The sequence below is a fragment of the Sphingobium sp. B11D3B genome (assembly GCF_025961735.1).
Lineage (GTDB): Bacteria > Pseudomonadota > Alphaproteobacteria > Sphingomonadales > Sphingomonadaceae > Sphingobium.
In genome coordinates this window covers 509198-530348 of the sequence record NZ_JAOQOF010000001.1, presented here as the reverse complement: position 1 = coordinate 530348, position 21151 = coordinate 509198, and the positions used below count along the sequence as shown (strand labels likewise).

Annotated in this window: 24 protein-coding genes and 1 tRNA gene; 12 read left to right on the top strand and 13 right to left on the bottom strand. The window is 64.8% G+C overall.

What is annotated here, in order from left to right; all coding sequences use genetic code 11:
• The first annotated feature begins 102 nt into the window (after positions 1-102).
• Complete coding sequence (locus tag M2333_RS02585) at positions 103-3285, top strand: TonB-dependent receptor domain-containing protein (RefSeq protein ID WP_264610757.1); 3183 nt, start codon at positions 103-105, stop codon at positions 3283-3285.
• 198 nt (positions 3286-3483) lie between these two features.
• The gene (locus M2333_RS02580; protein ID WP_264610756.1) at positions 3484-4059 is read left to right on the top strand and encodes a MarR family winged helix-turn-helix transcriptional regulator; all 576 of its coding nucleotides are present in this window, start codon (positions 3484-3486) and stop codon (positions 4057-4059) included.
• A 120-nt stretch (positions 4060-4179) separates the two neighbouring features.
• Here M2333_RS02580 and M2333_RS02575 read toward each other — a convergent pair.
• Positions 4180-4265 (bottom strand) — tRNA-Tyr (locus tag M2333_RS02575).
• A gap of 52 nt (positions 4266-4317) precedes the next feature.
• On the opposite strand from M2333_RS02575, the gene M2333_RS02570 reads away from it, so the two are divergent.
• The 3 genes from M2333_RS02570 to M2333_RS02560 are packed head-to-tail and all read left to right on the top strand — an operon-like array spanning position 4318 to position 6349.
• Complete coding sequence (locus M2333_RS02570) at positions 4318-5121, top strand: RNA methyltransferase (RefSeq protein WP_319801291.1); 804 nt, start codon at positions 4318-4320, stop codon at positions 5119-5121.
• Between the two features lie 8 nt (positions 5122-5129).
• Positions 5130-5939, top strand: a complete 810-nt coding sequence (locus M2333_RS02565) for a hypothetical protein (protein ID WP_319801290.1) — start codon at positions 5130-5132, stop codon at positions 5937-5939.
• Positions 5936-6349 carry a DUF2147 domain-containing protein gene (locus M2333_RS02560; protein ID WP_264610755.1) on the top strand — a complete coding sequence of 138 codons (414 nt, stop codon included), beginning with the start codon at positions 5936-5938 and terminating at the stop codon, positions 6347-6349. Before M2333_RS02565 ends, M2333_RS02560 begins: the two co-directional genes overlap by 4 nt.
• A gap of 40 nt (positions 6350-6389) precedes the next feature.
• Here the strand turns inward: M2333_RS02560 and M2333_RS02555 are convergent, their stop codons facing one another.
• Positions 6390-6707 (bottom strand): 2Fe-2S iron-sulfur cluster-binding protein, encoded by a 318-nt coding sequence (locus M2333_RS02555; RefSeq protein WP_264570850.1) that lies wholly within the window; start codon positions 6705-6707, stop codon positions 6390-6392.
• Between the two features lie 94 nt (positions 6708-6801).
• Here M2333_RS02555 and M2333_RS02550 point away from each other — a divergent pair, with 94 nt between their 5' ends.
• Entirely contained in the window at positions 6802-7416 is a 615-nt protein-coding gene (locus M2333_RS02550) for a DNA-3-methyladenine glycosylase family protein (RefSeq protein WP_181560178.1), read from the top strand.
• Positions 7417-7443: 27 nt separating this feature from the next.
• Here the strand turns inward: M2333_RS02550 and M2333_RS02545 are convergent, their stop codons facing one another.
• Positions 7444-7737: a 4a-hydroxytetrahydrobiopterin dehydratase gene (locus M2333_RS02545; protein WP_264610754.1), complete on the bottom strand. Its 294-nt coding sequence runs from the start codon at positions 7735-7737 to the stop codon at positions 7444-7446.
• 57 nt (positions 7738-7794) lie between these two features.
• Between M2333_RS02545 and ccmA the strand changes: the two genes are divergently transcribed.
• Both ccmA and M2333_RS02535 read left to right on the top strand, forming a co-directional pair.
• A complete protein-coding gene (ccmA, locus tag M2333_RS02540) occupies positions 7795-8409 on the top strand; it encodes a heme ABC exporter ATP-binding protein CcmA (RefSeq protein WP_264612551.1) in 615 nt (204 codons plus the stop codon).
• Positions 8406-9047 (top strand): heme exporter protein CcmB, encoded by a 642-nt coding sequence (locus M2333_RS02535; RefSeq protein ID WP_264570854.1) that lies wholly within the window; start codon positions 8406-8408, stop codon positions 9045-9047. The genes ccmA and M2333_RS02535 overlap by 4 nt, the downstream gene beginning before the upstream one ends.
• 192 nt (positions 9048-9239) lie before the next feature.
• Here the strand turns inward: M2333_RS02535 and M2333_RS02530 are convergent, their stop codons facing one another.
• The 10 genes from M2333_RS02530 to coxB all read right to left on the bottom strand — a co-directional run bounded on the left by M2333_RS02530 (position 9240) and on the right by coxB (position 18276).
• Positions 9240-10136 carry a class I SAM-dependent methyltransferase gene (locus M2333_RS02530; RefSeq protein ID WP_264610753.1) on the bottom strand — a complete coding sequence of 299 codons (897 nt, stop codon included), beginning with the start codon at positions 10134-10136 and terminating at the stop codon, positions 9240-9242.
• 112 nt (positions 10137-10248) lie between these two features.
• Positions 10249-11652, bottom strand: coding sequence for a threonine synthase (thrC, locus tag M2333_RS02525; protein WP_264610752.1), 1404 nt, complete (start codon positions 11650-11652; stop codon positions 10249-10251).
• A 44-nt stretch (positions 11653-11696) separates the two neighbouring features.
• The gene (locus M2333_RS02520; RefSeq protein WP_264610751.1) at positions 11697-12335 is read right to left on the bottom strand and encodes an SURF1 family protein; all 639 of its coding nucleotides are present in this window, start codon (positions 12333-12335) and stop codon (positions 11697-11699) included.
• Positions 12332-12760, bottom strand: coding sequence for a DUF983 domain-containing protein (locus tag M2333_RS02515; RefSeq protein ID WP_264587553.1), 429 nt, complete (start codon positions 12758-12760; stop codon positions 12332-12334). The genes M2333_RS02520 and M2333_RS02515 overlap by 4 nt, the downstream gene beginning before the upstream one ends.
• A 137-nt stretch (positions 12761-12897) precedes the next feature.
• Entirely contained in the window at positions 12898-13728 is an 831-nt protein-coding gene (locus tag M2333_RS02510) for a cytochrome c oxidase subunit 3 (RefSeq protein WP_264610750.1), read from the bottom strand.
• 53 nt (positions 13729-13781) lie between these two features.
• Positions 13782-14357: a cytochrome c oxidase assembly protein gene (locus tag M2333_RS02505; protein ID WP_264587554.1), complete on the bottom strand. Its 576-nt coding sequence runs from the start codon at positions 14355-14357 to the stop codon at positions 13782-13784.
• An 11-nt stretch (positions 14358-14368) separates the two neighbouring features.
• Positions 14369-14491, bottom strand: a complete 123-nt coding sequence (locus M2333_RS02500) for a hypothetical protein (RefSeq protein WP_264570860.1) — start codon at positions 14489-14491, stop codon at positions 14369-14371.
• Positions 14488-15417, bottom strand: a complete 930-nt coding sequence (locus tag M2333_RS02495; RefSeq protein ID WP_264580004.1) for a heme o synthase — start codon at positions 15415-15417, stop codon at positions 14488-14490. Before M2333_RS02495 ends, M2333_RS02500 begins: the two co-directional genes overlap by 4 nt.
• A 157-nt stretch (positions 15418-15574) precedes the next feature.
• The gene (ctaD, locus tag M2333_RS02490) at positions 15575-17245 is read right to left on the bottom strand and encodes a cytochrome c oxidase subunit I (protein WP_181560188.1); all 1671 of its coding nucleotides are present in this window, start codon (positions 17243-17245) and stop codon (positions 15575-15577) included.
• An 11-nt stretch (positions 17246-17256) separates the two neighbouring features.
• Positions 17257-18276, bottom strand: coding sequence for a cytochrome c oxidase subunit II (coxB, locus tag M2333_RS02485; protein ID WP_181560189.1), 1020 nt, complete (start codon positions 18274-18276; stop codon positions 17257-17259).
• A 189-nt stretch (positions 18277-18465) separates the two neighbouring features.
• Here coxB and pyrE point away from each other — a divergent pair, with 189 nt between their 5' ends.
• Genes pyrE through lepB form a run of 4 tightly spaced genes read left to right on the top strand, consistent with a single transcriptional unit; the run spans position 18466 to position 21129 of the window.
• Positions 18466-19044 carry an orotate phosphoribosyltransferase gene (gene pyrE / locus M2333_RS02480; RefSeq protein WP_264573260.1) on the top strand — a complete coding sequence of 193 codons (579 nt, stop codon included), beginning with the start codon at positions 18466-18468 and terminating at the stop codon, positions 19042-19044.
• Complete coding sequence (locus tag M2333_RS02475; RefSeq protein WP_413716468.1) at positions 19041-19799, top strand: pyridoxine 5'-phosphate synthase; 759 nt, start codon at positions 19041-19043, stop codon at positions 19797-19799. The genes pyrE and M2333_RS02475 overlap by 4 nt, the downstream gene beginning before the upstream one ends.
• Positions 19796-20197: a holo-ACP synthase gene (gene acpS / locus M2333_RS02470; RefSeq protein ID WP_264604991.1), complete on the top strand. Its 402-nt coding sequence runs from the start codon at positions 19796-19798 to the stop codon at positions 20195-20197. Before M2333_RS02475 ends, acpS begins: the two co-directional genes overlap by 4 nt.
• A gap of 14 nt (positions 20198-20211) precedes the next feature.
• Positions 20212-21129 (top strand): signal peptidase I, encoded by a 918-nt coding sequence (lepB, locus tag M2333_RS02465; protein ID WP_264612549.1) that lies wholly within the window; start codon positions 20212-20214, stop codon positions 21127-21129.
• Positions 21130-21151: the final 22 nt, after the last annotated feature.

The following is a 21151-nucleotide window of genomic DNA, read 5'->3' as shown; positions in this document are numbered from 1 at the left end:
ACTCTTCCTCGAGAGACGACCACGCTGCGCGAATGGCTCGCGCGACGCAGGGGAGGAAGACTGATGAACCCACGAACTGACAGATGGACGGCGCGTGCCCTGATGAGTTGTACGGCACTCGCCTTTGCCTTCAACGCGCCAAGCCCGGCAAAGGCCCAGTCCACCGAGGCGGACGCGCAGGAGACGCAGGCGATCGTCATCACCGGATCGCGGATCGTGCGCCGCGATTATACCTCAGCGACGCCGCTGACCACCGTGACCAGCGACACCTTGCAGTCCTCATCGGATCTCAGCATCGACCAGGGGCTAAAGGAAATGCCGCAGTTCACCGGCGGCGTCGGCGCGACCGGTCGCGGCGGTGCCGGCCTGACCGGCCTGGCCGGATCTGACGTGCAGGCCACACCGACCAACAGCCCCGGTATCGCGACGCTCGACCTGCGCGGCATCGGCGCCAATCGAACGCTGGTCCTCCTGGATGGACGGCGCACTCAGCCGGCCAATGCGACACTGGTGGTCGACATCAACACCATTCCGAAGGCAGCGCTCGACAGCGTCGAGGTCATCACCGGCGGCGCGGGCGCAACCTATGGCGCGGATGCCGTTGCCGGCGTCGTCAATTTCAAGCTCAAGCGCGACTATTCCGGCGTCACGATCGATACCAGCATGGGAATCAGCGAACGTGGCGATGGCCGGCAGTTCGAGATATCCGCGCTTGTTGGTGGCAACTTCGCCAATGGACGCGGCAACGCCATGCTGGGCGTGACCTATCAGGACCGCGACATCATCTATCAGGCGGATCGCCCCTTCTATCAGGCCGGTTATACCGATCCCGCCAGCACCGGCGGCGCGGTCTTCTTCGGCAGCAGCTTCGGCGTTACGCCGCGCACCAATACGACCGGCGTACCGGGCGTGGTGGCCGGCTTCGACTTTGGCGCACCAGCCGGCAACCCGTCCCAGGCGGCCGTCAATCAGGTGTTCGCGCGCTACGGCTTCGCGCCGGGCGAAGTCACGATTGCCGGGCCGGGGCTGTCGACCAGCTTCTTCTTCAACAAGGCGGCAAATCCGCTCGATGCCACGATCTTCTCGGGCGTCGTCGGCCGCGTGACAGGGGCGCCCGCACCCAACTACAACGGCACCGATCCCAATGTGAAAATCCTGGAGAACGGCAATGCCTCCTTCGTCAGCAAGGAAGGCTATCTCCAGTTGCCGCTGCGGCGAATTTCGTTCTTCGGCAGCGCGCATTACGACATCACGGACGACGTTACGGCCTATGTTCAGGCCAAGTTCGACCAGAACAATGTCCAGACCCAATCCACTTATGCCACGGCGTTCAGTCAACTGAATGCCGGTATCACTTTCGACGCCGCGACATGTGGCGCGGCGGTGGGGCATCCTGTGCCGCAGGACCTCTGCGACATCCTGCGCAGCCGCGCTCGCCCGAATGCGCCATGGTCGCTCAATCAATCGATGACGTTCATGGGCCCCTCGCGCACCGAAACGAACACCTATAATTATGAGGTGATTGGCGGCTTCCGCGGCAATGTCGGCATCCGCGACTGGACGTTCGATGTCTTCGGCGGTCACGGCAAGAGTTCGCAAGTTACGCGCTATGAGAATTTCATCGATCTGGATGCCTACCAGACGCTCATCGGCCTACCCAATTACGGCGCCGGAACAACCTTTCTGCACCCCAGCCTCGGCATGTCCGCAAGCTGCACGAGCGGCCTCAACCCGTTCACCACCGCCCCGGTCTCGCAGGACTGCCAAGACCTGATCCAAGCGAACATAAAGGCTGAGACGGTCGTCGGGCAGACGCAGGCTGAAGTGAACTTCCAGGGCGGACTGTTCGACCTGCCGGCCGGAGAAGTGCGCTTTGCGGCCGGCGCGTCCTATCGCGAAAACAACTTCTTCTATGAGCCCAGCGGCCCGCTCAACGCGCAGACGATCAACAGCGGCGTCATCAGCCTGCCCGGCGTCTCGCGAACGGAAGGCAAGATCTTCGTCAAGGATTTCTACGGCGAGGTCCTGATCCCGCTTCTGTCCGATCTGCCCTTCATTCAGGCACTGAACCTCAATGCGGGCTATCGTCATTCGAGCTACAACACGGCAGGCTCGGTCGGCACATGGAAAGTCATTGGCGATTGGGACGTGAATGACTGGCTGAAGTTCCGCGGCGGCTACCAGGTCGCCAACCGCGCACCGAACATCGCCGAAATCTTCCAGCCGGGCATCTACACCGTGGTCAACTGGCCCGGCGGCGATCCGTGCGCGACCCATGCCAATAATTCGGCTTATCCCGGTTATGGCAATCGCGCCGACAATCCGGATCGCGCGCAGGTTCTGGCACTCTGCTCCGCGATCTCAGGCGGCTTTCCGATCGGTCCGGATTTCGTCGGCAATCAGCCGCAGCTGTTCCCGCTCGGGCGGGATGTCACATTGGGCAACCCAAATCTCAAATCCGAGGAAGCCCGCACCTTCACGGCCGGCATGGTCATCCGCTCGCCATGGCGGGATTCCCCATGGCTCAGCCGCCTGACCCTCTCGGTCGACTATTATAATATCAAGATCGCAGGCGCCGTCTCGACCCTGTCGACCGATTATGTCTACCGCCAGTGCTTCAACTTCGATGGGACGAGCAATCCCACTTACGATCCCGGCAACGAGTTCTGCACCCGGATCATCCGTGAGCCGCAAAGTGGCTTCTGGTCGGCGACACGCGCTTTCTTCGAGAATTTGGGTAAAATCCACACCGCAGGCATCGACGCCAATCTCAACTGGACCGTCCCGGCGCCCGGGCTGTTCGGCGATGAGGGATCGTTCACCACCAATATCGCGTTCAACTATCTCGACAAGTTCGACGTCCAGAGCTTGCCGGGCGGGCCGACGGCCGACTATCGCGATACCATCGGCAGCAACCAGTATAGTGCGCAGTTCAAATGGAAGCTGTCGACCAACGTCGCCTATAATTTTGGCCCAGGTGCGATCAGCCTGACATGGCGTCATCTGCCCAAGGTTCGCTACTTCACCTATGCGACCAGCACGACGGCGACTGAGCTCCCAATCCCCGCCTATGACATCTTCGATCTCTCAGGGCGGATCGCGGCAACATCCACCGTCGAGTTGCGGTTCGGCGTGGACAATCTGTTCGACAAGCAGCCCCCGCGCCTCGGCGTGCGGGCGGGCACGCTCGCGCAGGGAGGCTCTTCGCAATCCGGTGTCACGGACCCGAGTACCTACGATGTGCTTGGCCGGCGCTTCTTCCTCGGCGCCCGGTTGCGCTTTTGACGAGGGCGTGGCGGGCGCACTGGGCGTCCGCCACGCCTACTTGCCTCCCGGCGCACCCCTGAACGGTTGCAGACAAGGCAGTTCGCGCGGGCGGTTGCACATTGCTCACGCGCAAACTAATTTTGCGGACCGCAGAGATTTTTGCGACTTTTTGGGCGATCGCGCCCTTCTGGCAAGGTTACGAAGGAACGGCATCGCATGAAAAGCGCTCCCAAGACGGCAGGCGGCGAAGCTGAAATCTTCGGGAAGGTCCTACCACCGAAATCGGGCTATCCTTCCCCGGACATGGCGCTGACCATCACCATTGTGATGCTGGCCCGCCGCTGGCGCGCGCTGGTCGATGAGAAGCTGCGGGATATCGGCCAGAGCGCATCGCGCATGGAGGCGATGTCCTCCATCGCCTATGCACCGCCCGGCACGACCCAGATCCAGATCGCCAAGCGCGTCGGGATCGAAGGCCCTACCCTCACCCGCACGCTGGACCTGCTGGAGGCCGAAGGGCTGGTGGAGCGGCTGCCCGACCCCAGCGACCGGCGCAACAAGCTGATGCGCCTGACGGCCGAAGGCTACCAGACGCTGGCCCATATGCTCCAAATCGCCGCCAGCCTGCGCGCGCATTTGCTTGAGGACGTCTCCGAGGAGAAGGTGCGGGAAGGCTATGACTTCTTCTCGATGCTGCTCCAACGCATCGAAGCCGGGCTCGATCTGCCCGCCGATCAGATCGGGAAGCTGCCGGGATTCGCGAATGACGGACTGCCGCCCACGACCCGCTGACGATTTATGGGCTCGGATGGTCCGCGCCGGATAAGCGGGCCCACGGACAATGCAATCGATCGATTGCCGATGCGGGCACCCGTCCCGAAGGACGTGGTTCCAAATGATCATCATGGGAGATGGTGGAAGGGGCTGGATTCGAACCAGCGTACGCTCACGCGGGCAGATTTACAGTCTGCTGCCTTTAACCACTCGGCCACCCTTCCAGAGGCGCCTGACCCGGACGGCGGTGCCGTCAAACGGATTGGAGGCGGCTCAATGGCGAATGGGGCCTTGCCTGTCAATGCCATGCTGTGGAAAAGCGCACGCATGAAACGGGGACACAGAACAGGAAAGCCGAAAGGCGGGTATCCGAGGCTCTATGGGCGCCACGCCATTACGGCCGCGCTCGCCAATCCGGAGCGGGTGATTCGCAAGATCTGGGGCACGCGTGAGGCATTGGCCGCGCTCGATCTGCCGCCGGTGCTGCCGATCGTCTATTCGGACGTGGCGGATCTGGGCCGCATGGTGCCGGGCGACGCGCCACATCAAGGCCTTGTGGCCGAGGTGGAAGCGCTGGAGGATATCTGGCTCGGCGATCTGCTGGAACAGGGTGTACCGGATGAACAGGCACGCCGGCCGATCCTGGTGCTCGATCAGGTGACCGATCCGCACAATGTCGGCGCAATCCTGCGCTCGGCCGCCGCCTTCAACGCGCTCGGCATCGTGACGCAGGACCGTCATGCACCGCCCGAATCGGGCGTGATCGCGCGCGCGGCGGCCGGCGCGCTGGAAATCGTGCCTTGGGTGCGGGTGGTGAACCTCGCTCGCGCGCTCGATGAAATCGCCGAGGCCGGCTATTGGCGCATCGCGCTCGATGGCGACGCACGCGATACGATCGCCGGCGCGCTGGACAATACCACCCGCGTCGCGCTTGTGCTGGGCGCGGAAGGTGAAGGCCTGCGCCTGAACAGCGTCAATCACTGCGACATGGTCGCTCGCCTGCCGATCAGCCCGCGCATGGAGAGCCTCAACGTTTCCAACGCCGCGGCAATCGCGCTATACGCCTGCATGACGCGCTAGGCGCAAGCTTGGCGCCGAGCCTCGCGGGGGATGAGCGATTGACGAACCGGGCGATGATGACGCGCTGGCTGCTGGTGCTGGTCGCCCCCCTGCTGCTTTCAAGCTGCCTGCTCGTGCCGACGCGATTCGCGGCGACGCTCGATATCAAGGCCGACCGCAGTTTCACTTTCGCTTATGTGGGTGAGGTGCAGCTTCTCAAGAGCAGCCCGTCCGGCATGACCGACGGACTGCTGGATGACGACAATGCAGCGGAAGACGACGCCACGGACGGGGCGACGGACGATGCGCAGATGTTCAAGATCGCCAGCCAGCCGCAAAGCAAGAGCGGGACTGCGGACGACGCCGACGCCGATGCCGACGATGAGGCGCAACTCCGGCGTCTCGCCGAGGCGCTGAGCAAGGAATATGGCTACCGCTCTGCCCGCTACATCGGCGACCGCAAGCTGGCCATCGATTACCGGATCAGCGGCCGGCTCGACCATGGCTTCGTCTTCCCGTTTAACCCGGACGGGGAAGTCGTGCTGCCCTTCCTCGCCATCGAACTGCGCGGCAAGGATCGCGTGCGCATGAAGGCTCCCGGCTTTGCCAATGATAGCGATGCCGCCGCCCTACCGATGGGCACGGCGAGCGGTGGTGAGAGCCCTGGCGGGCTGCTGGACGGCACGTTCACGCTGACCACATCGGCGGAGATCGTGAGCCAGAATCAGGAAGAAGGCGCCGAAACTATGACGGATGGACAAAGACGGATCGTCTGGACGGTCACCCCAGCCACCAAGGATGCACCGATGGTCGTGCTGCGCGTGGCGCCGTTGCCATGAGGTTGCACGCAGGCCTTGGGCTGCTGATCGCTAGCGCCGCTCTAAGCGCTAGCGCAGTCCGCGCGGCGGAAAGCGAATCGCTTGGCATCTGGACCAATCCGCAGCGCAGCGTGCAGGTGCGCGCGCATCGCTGCGGCACGGCGATGTGCGGGACGGTGATTCAGGCCAGCGAAAAAGCCCGCGCGGATGCGCGCAAGGGCGGGATCGACAATCTGATCGGGGCGCGCCTGTTCAGCGGCTTCGTGCCCGAGAAGGAGAATGTCTGGCGGGGCAAGGTGTTCGTACCGGATATCGGCAAGACCTTTTCCGGCACCATCACCCTGGTCAACGAGCGGACGCTGAGCGCGCAAGGCTGCCTGATCGGCCGCATCGGCTGCCGATCACAGGTCTGGACCCGGGTGGACAACTAGACCCGGCGGGCGCCCGCTGGCGCGCACCGGGCCAAAGCGCTCAGTCTTCCGGTGCGATCGTGACGACCATGCCCTCGAGCTCCGGGCTGACCGGGATCTGGCAGGAGAGACGGCTGGAGGCATTGCGATGCTCGGAGCTGTCGAGCAGATCGTCCTCGTCGCCCTTGAGCGGCGGGAGCTTGTCCGCATAAGCCTCGTCAACATAGACATGGCAGGTTGCGCAGGAACAGCAGCCGCCACAAATGGCCAGCAGTTCGTCGATTCCGTTGTCGCGGATCACTTCCATGACCGTGTGGCCATTCTGAGCCTCGATCTCGTGGCGCGCGCCGTCCCGTGTCACAACCGTCAATTGCGGCATTTTTATCTCCAAACCATGGTTTGGCTCGCTATGAGGGGCTGCTGGACAGAAATCAACCCGGCGACGCGCGCCGCTCTTTATCCTGGGACGAACCATGCTCGATGATGCCGCATTGCGGACTTCGCTGGATGCGCTGGCGGCAGATCAGCCCGCGATCGCCGCGTTGATCGAGCGGCTCGGTTACCCCCCATCCCGCCAGCGCGAACCGGGCTATGAAACGCTGCTGCGCACCATCGTCGGCCAGCAGGTGAGCGTCGCCGCGGCGGCCTCCGTATGGAGCAAGCTGGAAGCGGCGCTTGGTGCCGGCTGCGCGCCCGATGCCCTGCTGGCGCAGGATTTCGAGACGCTCCGCGCCTGCGGCCTCTCCCGCCAGAAACAGGGCTATGCCCGCAGCCTCGCGGAAATGGTGGTGAGCGGCGGGCTGGACCTGCACGCCCTGCCGCAGGATGATGAGGAGGCCATCGCCGCGCTCGTGCGGATCAAGGGCATCGGCCGCTGGTCGGCGGAAATCTATCTGCTGTTCGCGGAAGGCCGCAGGGACATCTGGCCGGCGGGCGATCTCGCCGTGCAGATCGCGGTGGGGCAGATCATGGGCCTCGATGCGCGCCCAGCCGAACGCGAAACCCGCGCGCTGGCCGAAGCCTGGCGCCCGCACCGCAGCGCCATGGCGCTGATGGCCTGGCATCATTATAATACCCCGGTCTTCTGATGCGCCGCGCCCCCCGCCCCCTTCCCGTCAGAGCAGCGCGTCGATCGCCTTGGCGAGGGCAATATCGCGCGCGCTCAGGCCCCCGGCATCATGGGTGGTCAGGCGAATATCCACGCGATTGTAGACGTTCGACCATTCCGGGTGATGATCGGTGCGTTCGGCCAGCAGGGCGACCTTGCTCATGAAACCGAAAGCGGCGACGAAATCATCGAACCGCAGGCTGCGCGAAATGCCGCTGGCATCATCCGACAGGCGCCAGGCCGGGACGGTGCTGAGCGCTTGCGCACGCTCCTCGTCGGAGAGACGGGCGATCCTTGGCATGGCGGTCTCCTTTTCGCGCGCCCCCTTCTCGGCCACGCGCGCATGGACCGTCAAGCCATGAGCGGCGCGGCGCTCCGGCTGGAGGATGTCGCCTGCCTGCGCGGGGGACGGCTGCTGTTCGCCGGCGTCAATCTCAGCCTGACGGCGGGCGGCAGCGCCCAGATCGCCGGCCCGAACGGCATCGGCAAATCGAGCCTGCTACGCATCATTGCCGGGCTGCTGCGGCCCTTTGCGGGCACCGTGACCTGCGAAGGCGCGGTGGCGCTGACCGACGAGCTCGATGCGCTGGACCGGGACCGCACGGTGCATGATGCCCTCGCCTTCTGGGCCAAAGTGGATGAGGCGCCGTCCGCGCGCATCGATGCCGCGCTCGATGACCTCGCCATTGCACATCTGCGCGATATTCCGGTGCGGATGCTCTCCACCGGCCAGCGCAAGCGGGCCGCGTTGGCGCGCACGCTGATTACCGACGCGCCGATCTGGCTGCTGGATGAGCCGGCCAACGGCCTCGACGTCGCCTCGGCAGCGCAACTCGGCCAGCTGGTGGACCGGCACCGGGCGCAGGGCGGCATCGTGCTCGCGGCCTCGCACATGCCGCTTGCCTGGACGCAGGACGCGGTGATCGACCTTCATGCACCGGACCCGGATGCCGGCGGGGAGCGCGACGCATGATCGGCCCGATCATTCTGCGCGACCTTGGCCGGGCCTGGCGGAGTGGCGGCATCTGGCTGCCGCTGGCCTTTCTGCTGCTGATTGCCGCGCTCTTTCCCTTCGCTGTTGGCCCCAATGCCACGTTGCTCAGCCAGACCGGCGGCGGCCTGCTCTGGGTCGCCGCGCTGCTGGCCAGCCTGCTGCCCATCGACCGGCTGATCGAGCCGGATCGTGACAGCGGCGTGATCGATCAGCTCGTGCTGCGCGGCGTGGGGGAAGGCACGATCCTGTTTGCCAAGGGTGTCGCGCATTGGCTGAGCTTCGGCCCGCCGCTGCTGATCGCCGCGCTGCCAGCCGGGGCGCTGCTCAAGCTGGAGCCGGAGATGCTGCGGCTGGTGATGATCGGTCTGGCGCTTGGCACGCCCGGCCTTGCCGCGCTGGCGCTGCTGGTGGCGGCACTCACCGCAGGCCTGCGGGGCAGCGGCGCGCTCACCGGCCTGCTGGTGCTGCCGCTGGCGGTGCCGATCCTGATCTTCGGTGCCGGCGCCCTGCAATTTGGCGGCGACAGCGCCCTCAAGCTGGTCGCCGCCTGCTCGCTGCTGCTGTGTGTGGTGGCGCCGGTCGCCGGCGGGGCGGCGCTAAGGGCGGGACGGGATTAGGTAGGGCGGGATTGAGGGGCGCGGCATACCAGGCCTTCCCTCTTCCCCGTTCGTGTCGAGCGAAGTCGAGACACCAAGCTCAGCGCCAGACGTGTCTCGACTTCGCTCGACACGAACGGAAAGGTGGGCAGGTTTACGCAGGCGCTTGCGGTGCGCTGACTCTACGAGCGAACCCCTCCCTCCAAAAGCCCCTCAGTCCCGCGTCCAGCGCGCCCAGATCGCCGTTGGAAGCAACAACCCCCGCGCCTCCTCCCGCACAGCCAGTTCGCCGCATTCGATCCGCCCTGGCAGATCGCCCAGATGCGCGCGGACCAGTTCGCCGATCGCCAGGGCGGACATGCGCACAGCATAGACCGTGAGGAACAGGAAGCGGCTCTCGCCATCCAGCAAGCGGCGGCAATCGGCGATCAGGCCGGGCAGGTCTTCCTCAAGCCGCCAGATCTCGCCATCTGGCCCCCGGCCATATTTGGGCGGATCGAGCAGGATGCCATGATAGCGCCGCTCGCGCCGCACCTCGCGTGCCACGAATTTGGCGGCATCGTCGATGATCCAGCGGACGGGATTGCTCTCCATGCCGGAGAGCGCCGCATTGGCACGCGCCTGCGCGACCGATTTCTTGGAGGCATCAACATGCACGCACTGTGCCCCGGTCGCGGAGAGGGCCAGCGTGCCGACACCGGTATAGCCGAACAGGTTGAGGAAATGGGGCGCGTCGACGCCGTGCAGTCGCTCGCGCGCCCATTGCCAGACCGGCGCCATGTCCGGGAAGAAGCCGAGATGGCGGAAGGGCGTGCAGTTCGCCTGAAAGCGCGCCTCCTCCCAGCGCAGCGGCCAGCCATCGCGCGGCACGGGTTTATCAAAATGCCAGCGCCCGCCGCCATCCTCGTCCGATGCCGGAATGAAGCTGCCATGCGCATCCCAGTCGGCCTGCGCCGGCTGCCACATCGCCTGCGGCTCAGGGCGGATGAAGCGAAAGGGGCCGTAGCGCTCCAGCTTGCGGCCAGCGCCGCTATCGATCAGGCCGTAATCGGCCCATGGCTCGCCGACCATCGTCGTGAGCGGGAGCGTGGGTGGCAGGGTGATAGACATCTAACCCCTCCCCTTTAGGGGAGGGGTTCGGAGGTAGGTGCTTACGTAGCGCTCTGGAGCCGACACCACCCCAACCCCTCCTCTGAAGAGGAGGGGCTTCAGAAAGAACGTCCTACCCACGGCGCGGCGTGGCGCGTTCCGCGATATATTCGGTCACCGCCTCGAACGTACCGGGCAGCGTCACATAGCGCTCCTCGCGCCCGAACAGATCGCCCACGCGTGACGGCAGCGAGGGACGCACGCCGGTGGCCCGTTCCACGGCATCGCGGAACTTGGCGGGATGCGCCGTCGCCAGCGTCACCACCGGCACGGTCGGATCGAGTGGCACGGCATGGGCCGCCGCGAGGCCGACCGCGCTGTGCGGATCGATGACCTGAGAGGCCGCATCATAAGCCCAGCGCATAGCCCGCGACATGTCGTCGCCATCGACGCGCGCGGACGAGAAGAGCTGGGACGCCCCATCGCGCTGCGCGTTCGTCAGGCGCATGGCCTTGGTCGCCTCGAAGCCCTTCATCTGCTCCGCCAGCGCCAGACCGTCGCGCCCGCCGAGATCGAACAGCAGCCGCTCGAAATTGGAGGAGACCTGAATGTCCATGCTGGGCGTGGCCGTCGGCACGACGCCTTCCTGGCTATAGTCGCCCTGCGAGAGCGCCCGGTGCAGAATGTCGTTCACATTGGTGGCGACGATCAGCCGCTCGATGGGCAGTCCCATGCGCGCTGCGACATAGCCGGCAAACACGTCCCCGAAATTGCCGGTCGGCACCGAGAAGGCGACCTGCCGATGCGGCGCGCCGAGGCGCACGCCGACATAGATATAATAGACCACCTGCGCCACGAGTCGCGCCCAGTTGATGCTGTTCACCGCCGACAGATCGAAGCGGCCGGCGAACTCGGCATCGTTGAACATGCGCTTCACCAGTGCCTGAGCATCGTCGAAACTGCCCTCGATAGCGATGTTGTGGACGTTCGGCGCCAGCACCGTCGTCATCTGCCGGCGCTGCACATCCGACACGCGATCGGCCGGATGGAGCATGAAGATGTCGATCTTCGCGCGGCCCGCAACAGCATCGATCGCCGCCGAACCTGTGTCTCCCGACGTGGCGCCGACGATGGTCAGATGCGTGTCGCGCCGACTGAGAAACTTCTCGAACAGCAGGCCCAGCATCTGCAGCGCGACGTCCTTGAACGCCAGCGTCGGCCCGTGGAAGAGCTCAAGCAGCCAGTGCTGATGATCGAGCTGCACCAGCGGTGTCACCGCGGCGTGGGAGAAGCGGCCATAAGCCTGCGTACACAGTTCGCGCAGTTCGTCTTCGCTCAGGCAATCGCCCACGAACGGGCGAATGACGCGCACAGCAGTCTCGACATAAGAGAGGCCGCGCATGGCCTCCAGCTCGTCGGCGGAAAAGCTGGGCCAATGCTCGGGCAGATACAGCCCGCCATCGCTCGCCAGCCCTGCCAGCGTTGCGCCCTCGAAATCCAGCGCAGCCGCGCGCCCCCTGGTGCTCACATATTGCATGACCGGCCCTTAGCCTTGTGGCTGCCGTAGCGCAACGGAGTGGATCAACCCTCGCGCGCTTCGCCCCGCCAGCGCTTGCGCAGGGCGAGCGCATAGATCACCAGCGCGATCGTGGCGAACAGGAACCACTGCACCGCGTAGGAGCGGTGATTATTGGGCACCGACGACGGATCGGGCGGCGCGGAAGCGAGCAGCCCGGGCGCGGGCTCGTCCGCGACGATCATCAGCCGCAAGGGCGATGCCTTGCCCTGCACACGGGCCATCAGTGAGGAATTGTCCGGCTCATGGGTGGCTCTGCCAGTCACCGGGCCGCCCTGCCAGTCAGTCTTGCCATCCGGTCGCACGCTCACGCCCATGTCCACCACAAGTCCCGGCCCTTCGGCACCGGTCGCGCAATATGCGATGTGCCGCCATCCGGTCTCGCCGCTGCGCGCCCGACCGCCGATCACCTGCCAGTCGACCACGCGCAGACACTGGGCCGCGAGACGGCGAAACATGTAGCTTTGATCGGTTGGGTTCTGCCGGGGATAGGCCGTGAGCGGCAGATGCAGATTCGCGCGCCAGGCATCCAGCGCGGCCTCCTTCTGATGCGCCCGGCCGATCTGCCAGATGCCCAGCGCGATCATCACGGCGACGGCGAGGCCGACCAGCACGGTTGGCACCAGCGGCACGCGGCGGCTCATGGCGCGCCCTCGCCCGGCTGACGCGGATCGGCAATGCGTCCCTCGCGCGCCTTGTTGCGATATTCGATGATCAGCAGCGCTGCCTTGGACAGGCGCAGACAGCCGATGACCAGCGCGGTGGTGAGCGGCACCCAGAGCAGGATATGCACCCAGAATGGCGGATCGGCGGCCAGCTGGACCATCAACGCCAACGCCGTGACCAGCCCGCCGACAATCAGGATGAGGAAGGCCGCCGGGCCATCGCCAACATTGAACGCGGCCAGATCCAGCCCGCAGGCGCGGCAGCGGGGCGCGAATCGCACCCAGCCATCGAACAGCGGCCCGACGCCGCAGCGCGGGCAGCGGGCCTTGACGCTCGCCTGGACCAGATAAGCCGGTGTGACAGCGGCAACCTTGGGCGCCACTGCGGGCTTAGTCTCGCTCATCCATCCTGTCCTTCGCAAATGCCGCGTGCCGGAAACCAAGCGACGCGCGGAAGGGCTTTCCGCGCGTCGCCTTTGCTATCGATAGATGAGGAGCAAACATGGGCCTTGGCGCCGCACATGCCGTGCTCCCCGGCCGATCAGCCCGCGTGCATCGGAGCTCCCCAGCCGCCCCACACATAGATGGAGACGAACAGGAACAGCCACACCACGTCGACGAAATGCCAGTACCAGGCCGCCGCCTCGAAGCCGAAGTGCTGGCGCGGCGTGAAGTGACCCTTATAGGCCCGCACCTGGCAGACGATCAGGAAGATCGTGCCGACCAGAACGTGGAACCCGTGGAAGCCGGTCGCCATGTAGAAGGCCGAGCCATAAGGCGTCGTGCCGAAGGCAAACGGCGCGTGGGCATATTCATAGGCCTGCACGCAGGTGAAAACGATGCCGAGGATGATCGTGAGCCACAGGCCCTTCTTCAGGCCGTCCCGGTCGCCATGGATGATCGCATGGTGCGCCCAGGTAATGGTGGTGCCGGAGCAGAGCAGGATCAGCGTGTTGAGCAGCGGCAGTTCGAAGGGATTGAGAACCTCGATGTCCTCGGACGGGAACAGGCCGTCAATCGGCGGCAGGGCCGTCGGGAAGAGGCTGAAATCGAAGAACGCCCAGAACCAGCCCACGAAGAACATGACTTCCGAGGCGATGAACAGGATCATGCCGTAGCGCAGGTGAAGCTGCACGACAGGGGTGTGATCGCCGGCATGCGCCTCGCGAATAACGTCCGCCCACCAGAAGAACATGGTGGCGAGCACGCCGGCCAGACCCAGGAAGAAGCCCGCGCCGCCCCAGCTGCCCATTTCAGAGGGGTGCATCCAGGCAACGGCGCCCAGCGCCATCACCAGGGCCGACATCGAGCCCATCAACGGCCAGAAACTGGCGGGGAGAATGTGATAATCGTGATTCTTGGCGCCGGCCATATCGTATTCCCTGTATCTAAGCGCTTTATCCGAGCGCTCGTTTGCGCGCTTCTTTAGCTCTGGTCGTCCGGCTTCTCAACCGGATAGAATGTGTAACTCAGCGTGATTTCCTGGACGTCCTTGCCGTCAGAATCATCAAGGAACGCCTTGTCGACATAGAACAGCACGGGCATCCGCACCTGCTGCCCCGGCTGCAAGGTCTGCTCCGTAAAGCAGAAGCACTGCACCTTGCTGAAATATTTGCCGACATATTCGGGCGTGACGTTGAACACGGCGCGCCCGGTCACCGGCTTATTCGAGGTGTTCTTCGCGATGAAGATCGCCATCGACTTGCCGCCGACGCCCACGGTCAGGCGGCGCTTCTCGGGATAGAATTCCCACGGGATGCCGCCGCCGATATTCGAGTCGAACCGAATCGACAGTTGCCGGCCCTGCGTCTGCAGCGAGACCGCCTTGGCGGCCTCTGCGGCGTCGACGCGCTGGGTGGTGCCGCCGAAGCCGGTAACCTGACAGAATAGGCGGTAGAGCGGGACCGCCGCAAAGCCGAGGCCGAGCATCGCCACCGCCACCAGCGCAGCCAGCAGGGCTGTCTTGCGGTTACTCACGCGCTTTCCAGCAATCGTCGTCATCGCACCGCTCCTCAGGCCATTTTCGCGATGGTGATCGCAAAGAAAAGCACGACCAGCGCGGCGAGAATCCACGCCATGATCCGCGCCCGCGCCCGCTGGCGCTCCTGAATGAGTTTCTGGTCTTCAGGGGTCATGCGGCAAACACCCAATGGTCGACGACAACCGCGCCGAAGAGCAGGAAAAGATAGAGAACCGAATATTTGAACAGCCGCCGCTCCGGCTTCATTTGCGCAGGATCGCTCTCCCGGCGCAGCGAGACCTGCAGGGCCATGGCCGCGAAAACCGCTGTCGCCAGCAACGCAGTCACGCCATAGATCGGGCCGGTCAGCCGCAGGACCACCGGCGCCAGCGCAGCAACGCCCATGATGCTGGTATAGCCCAGGATCTGGCGGCGGGTGGTCACCTCACCGGCCACCACCGGCAGCATCGGGATGCCGGCATTGGCGTAATCCATCCGCACGAACAGCGCGAGCGACCAGAAGTGCGGCGGGGTCCAGAAGAAGATCAGCATGAACAAAGCGATGGGCAGCAGCGCCACATCGCCCGTCACCGCCGCCCAGCCGATCAATGGCGGAAAGGCGCCGGCCGCACCACCGATCACGATATTCTGCGCCGTGCGTGGCTTGAGCCAGATAGTGTAGATGAACACATAGAAGAGGATCGACGTCGCTAGGATGCCGGCGGCGAGCCAGTTGGTCGCAAAGCCCATCAGCAGCACAGAAAAGGCAGCGAGGCCGACGCCGAAATGCAGCGCCGTTTCCCGGCTCATCCGGCCGGCCGGCAGCGGACGACCCGCGGTACGCTTCATCTTCGCGTCGCGGTCGACTTCATACCATTGGTTGAGCGCGCCCGCCGCACCAGCGCCGAGCGCGATGCAGAGAATGGCGGTAAAGGCGAGCACCGGAGACAGGCTGCCGGGTGCGACCAGCAATCCGCACAGGCCGGTGAATACGACGAGCGTCAGCACGCGCGGCTTGGTCAGCGCGAGCAGATCGCGCCAGTCCGCTGGGAGCGGAACCGTCGACCCGCCAAGCGGAGACTGTTGTGGCGCGGTGCCCATGATCGATGCCTTGCTCGCCAAAACCTCTGACCTTGCGTTCAGTTCAACTCGTCAGTTCATATTGCAAGCGGGAGCGCTTGCGCGCCCCCGATCGCCATCTTGTCTGTTCAAGCCGCCACCCTGAAGACGGCGGCTCGCGGGTGAAACCCGCTGCCGATCAATCGATGACCGGCAGGGTCTCGAACTGGTGGTACGGCGGCGGGCTGGACAGCGTCCATTCCAGCGTCGTGGCACCCTCGCCCCACGGATTGGCAGCGGCCTTCTTGCCGGCCAGCAGCGAGATGAAGACGTTCACGAAGAAGATCAGAACGCCCACGCCCATGATCGCATAACCGAACGAGGCGATGCCGTTCCAGTAGGCCAGCGCATCGGTGTAGTCCGGCACGCGACGCTGCATGCCGCTCATGCCCAGGAAGTGCATCGGGAAGAACATGATGTTCACGCCGATGAAGAACACCCAGAAGTGGAGCTGACCCAGGAACTCGTTGTACATCTTCCCGAACATCTTCGGGAACCAGTAGTAGAAGCCTGCGAACAGCGAGAACACGGCACCGAGCGAGAGCACGTAGTGGAAGTGCGCGACCACATAATAGGTGTCGTGCAGGTTATCGTCGATGCCGCCATTGGCGAGCACCACGCCGGTCACGCCACCCACGGTGAACATGAAGATGAAGCCGAGCGACCAGACCATGGGGGTCTTGAAGCTCATCGAGCCGCCCCACATCGTGGCGATCCACGAAAAGATCTTCACGCCGGTCGGCACCGCGATGACCATGGTGGCGGCCGTGAAGTACATCTTCATGTTCACGGTCATGCCGGTAGTGAACATGTGGTGCGCCCACACGATGAAGCCGACGACGCCGATGGCGACCATGGCATAGGCCATGCCGAGATAACCGAAGACGGGCTTGCGGCTGAAGGTGGACACGATCTGGCTGACGATGCCGAAGCCCGGCAGGATCATGATGTACACTTCGGGGTGACCGAAGAACCAGAACAGGTGCTGATAGAGAACCGGGTCGCCACCGCCGGCGGCGTCATAAAAGACGGTGCCGAAGTTACGATCGGTCAGGAGCATGGTGATGGCCGCGGCCAGCACGGGCAGTGCGAGCAGCAGCAGGAAGGCAGTGACCAGCACCGACCACACGAACAGCGGCATCTTGTGGATGGTCATCCCCGGTGCGCGCATGTTGAAGATGGTGGTGATGAAGTTGATCGCGCCCAGGATCGAGCTGGCGCCGGCGATGTGCAGCGAGAGAATCGCCATGTCGACCGCCGGACCAGGGCTGCCGCTGGTGGACAGCGGGGCATAGACGGTCCAGCCGGTGCCCGCGCCATTGCCGGTGCCGCCGGGCACGAAGGCCGAGCCGAGCAGGAGCAGGAAGGCAGGGATGAGCAGCCAGAAGCTGATATTGTTCATCCGCGGGAAGGCCATGTCCGGCGCGCCGATCATGATCGGGACGAACCAGTTGCCGAAGCCGCCGATGATCGCCGGCATCACCATGAAGAACACCATGATGAGGCCGTGGGCCGTGATCAGCACGTTCCAGAGGTGATAGGCCTGATCGATCGTCGCATCGGGACCGTCCGCGAAGGTGGCCCAATGCTGAAGATACTGAATACCCGGCTCAGCCAGCTCGAGGCGCATGAGGCCCGAGATGGCGCCGCCGATGACGCCGGCCATGATCGCGAAGATCAGGTAAAGCGTGCCGATGTCCTTGTGGTTCGTCGACATGAACCAGCGGACGAAGAAGCCCGGCTTGTGATCGGCATCATGATCGCCATGGGCGTGCGCCCCGTGGAAATCGTCTGCGGTTGTGGTGCTCATCTTGGAAGTCCTCAGGATGCAGTCGCGGGCGCCGCAGCGGGCGTCTCGGCGTTGGCGGGAGCAGGAGCGGCGGCGGGTGCTTCGGCGGCAGCGGCAGGCGCGGCTGCGTCACCCGGCATCTGGCCACCCTGCGAGCGGACCCATTGTGCGAACCGCTCGGGGCTCACCGCTTCGATCGAGATTGGCATGAAGCCATGGCGTGCACCGCACAGCTCCGAGCAGACGCCATAATAGACGCCTTCCTTCTCGATGGTGAAGGTCTTCTCGTTGAGACGACCCGGCACAGCATCTTCCTTCACCCAGAAGGCGGGAATCGAGAAGGAGTGGATCACGTCAGCCGCGGTGATGATCGCCTTGATGGGCACGCCGACCGGGAGGACGACGCGATTGTCGACGCCGAGCAGGCGAGGCTCGCCACGCTTGAGCGCTTCTTCAGGCGGCAGCATGTTGGAGACATATTCGCCGATGCCGAGATCGGGATACTCATAACCCCAGTACCACTGATAGCCGGTCACCTTGAGGGTGATGGCGTTGGCGGGGGCTGGCTTGAACTGCTTGGCCAGCAGGTCGATCGACGGAATGGCGATACCGATGAGGATCAGCACCGGCGCCAGCGTCCAGACGATCTCGATCGCCGTGTTGTGCGAGGTGCGCGAGGGCACCGGGTTGGCGGCGCGACGATAGCGCACCACGACCCAGAGCAGCAGCCCGAGCACGAACAGCGAGATAACCGTGATGACCGGCAGCAGAATCACATTGTGCATCCACAGCGCATAATTGCCCGTGGAGGTCACCTGCTTCTGGAAGGTCGTCTCGCCCACGGCGGGCTGGCCGATGCCTTCGACCGGCGCAGCATGATCGAACGCCGGCGCGGCGGGAGCTGCGGGCGCAGCGGCGGCGGCCGGTGCGGCTTCCGCAGTCGACGCCGCGGGCGCAGCAGCCTGTTCTGCCTGCCCGAAAGCGGAAGATGGCGCGAGCGTGCTCAGTCCGAGCGCGATCGCCACCATGAAGCCATTGATTCTTCTAGTCATGCGGTCGACCTGCCTTCAATTTCAGGCCGCTAGCGAAAGACATCGACTGCGGCCCCCCTCATTGATCTTGCGGCCCCTATACGCAGCCAGCCTCCCAGCCTCAAGCGCAGAAATTGCCCGAATGCCAGCCGTTGATTGTCAGCCCGTCCGCCGCTATCTGCGCCGCTCTATATAAGAGGTCGGGGAAACATGACAGAATCGGAAGTGCTCGCTGAATTTCGCGCCTGTGACGCGCTGCTCCAGGGGCATTTTCTGCTGTCCTCGGGCAAGCACAGCGCCAACTATCTGCAGTGCGCGCGCGTGCTGATGAATCCCGAGCGCGCCGGCCGCATCGCCGTTGCGATCGCCCAGTCTATCCCGCGGGATATTCGCGCTGCCATCGACGTCGTTGTCTCGCCGGCGATGGGCGGCATCATCATCGGCCACGAGATGGGCCGGGCGCTGGGCTGCGATGCGCTGTTTCTCGAGCGGCCGCAGGGCACCTTCTTGTTCCGTCGCGGTTTCTCGCTAACACCCGGCCAGAAGGTGCTGATGGTCGAGGACGTCGTGACGACCGGCCTCTCCTCCCGCCAGGCGATGGAAGCGGTGCGCGCGGAAGGCGGCGAGGTCATCGCCGAAGCCGCCGTGGTCGATCGCTCGGCCGGCGAGGCCAATCTGGGCGTGCCCTTCTTCCCGCTCGTGAGCCTCAACTTCCCTGTGTACGACGCTGACGATCTGCCGCCCGAGCTGGCCGCGATCCCGGCCACCAAACCGGGCAGCCGGGCATGACAGCAATGGCGGACCAGAGCGGCCGCCACCTGCGCCTGGGCGTCAACATCGATCATGTGGCGACCATCCGCAACGCGCGGGGCGCCTCCTACCCCGATCCGGTTCGCGCCGCCCTGCTCGCGCAGGAAGCCGGCGCCGACGGCATCACCGCACATTTGCGCGAAGATCGCCGGCACATCACGGATAAGGACATTGCGCGCCTGTCCGCCGAGTTGGAGATCCCGTTCAATTTCGAGATGGCGGCGACACAGGAAATGCTGGAGATCGCGCTGCGCCATAAGCCGCACGCCGTCTGCCTCGTGCCGGAGCGCCGCGAGGAGCGCACGACCGAGGGCGGGCTGGATGCGGCCGGGTTGCACAATCACCTCGCGCCCATGGTGGATCGGCTCGGCGAAGCGGGCTGCCGCGTCTCGCTGTTCATCGAGGCCGATCCGCGCCAGATCGATGCGGCGCTGCGCCTCAAGGTGCCGGTGGTGGAATTGCACACGGGCAAATATTGCGAGGTCGAAGGCCCCGAACAAGCTGCGGAACTTCGCCGCATCACCGACATGGCAGCACTGGCCGCCAAGAACGGCATCGAGCCCCATGCCGGCCATGGCCTGACTTACGAGAATGTCGCGCCGATCGCAGCGATTCCGCAGGTCGCTGAACTCAATATCGGCCACTTCCTTATCGGCGAGGCGATCTTCCTGGGCCTGCGCGACAGCGTGGCGCAGATGCGCAGGCTGATGGACGAGGCGCGCGGGCAGGCATGATCGTCGGCCTGGGCTCTGATCTTTGCAATATCGAGCGAATCCAGGCCTCTCTGGACCGGTTCGGAGCGCGATTCGAGCAGCGGGTGTTCACCGACCATGAAATCGCCCGGGCCAATCGACGCCCGTTCACCAAGGCCGGCACATTGGCCAAGCGCTTCGCGGCCAAGGAGGCCTTCAGCAAGGCTGTCGGCACCGGATTCAAGGCCGGCGTGTTCATGAAGGACATTGGCGTCGTCAATCTGCCCTCCGGCGCACCGACGCTTGCCCTCACGGGCGGCGCCAAAGCGCGACTGGATGCCTTGACCCCGTCCGGCGCCAGCCTATTTGTTCACCTGACATTGACCGACGATCATCCCTGGGCGCAGGCGTTCGTCATTCTGGAGGCGCGCTTTCCGTGACGGATGAGGCATCGATCAAGGCGCAGGAAACGCGCCGGAAACGCGCTGACAAGAAGACCGATTGGGTCGGCGAGATCAAGAGCATCGTGCTGCTGCTGGCGGCGGTGCTGGCATTCCACAGCTTCGTGGCCAAGCCTTTTTACATCCCCTCCGAATCGATGATGCCGACCATGCTGGTGGGCGATAGGCTCATCGTCTCCAAATATGCCTATGGCTGGTCCTACGTCTCCCCGACGATTCCCAATCCGGCCGCGATTCTGCGCACGACGCTGCTGGGCGGACCGCCCGAGCCATGGGGCGTCACGCTGCCGTTCATGAATGGGCGCGTTTGGGGCAAGATGCCCGAGCGTGGCGACATCGCGATCGTGACGCCGCAGAACAGCAACGAGGATTATATCAAGCGCGTCATCGGCCTGCCCGGCGATCTGCTGGAAGTGCGCGACGGCGTGGTGATCCTCAACGGCAAGCCGGTCAAGCAGGAGGCCCTGCCCACCATGCGGATGCCGGTGGACGCCAATAGCCGGTGCGATCCGCGCCAGTTCCCCGGCGCGCTTGAGGCACAGCCGGATGGCACGCAGGTGTGCGTGCTCCCGGTGCTGCGTGAGACGCTGCCCAATGGGCGCAGCTACACCATCATCGACATGGGCGCACGCGAGACCGACTGGTACGGCCCAGTGCGCATCCCTGCCGCCCATGTGTTCCTGATGGGCGATAACCGCGACAATAGCGCGGACAGCCGCGTCTCCGCCGCAATGCAGGGCCTTGGCGGCCCGGTGCCTTGGGAATCGCTGGGTGGCCGCGCCGAGTTTATCACCTTCTCGCTTGACGGCTCGACGCGGCTCAATCCGGCCACCTGGATCAGCAGCTTCCGAAGTGGCCGGGCAGGGATGTCGCTGCACCCTGAAGAGACAGCAGGTTCCGCGCAGCGCTAAGCGCTTTTGCGGTAAGAGCGGC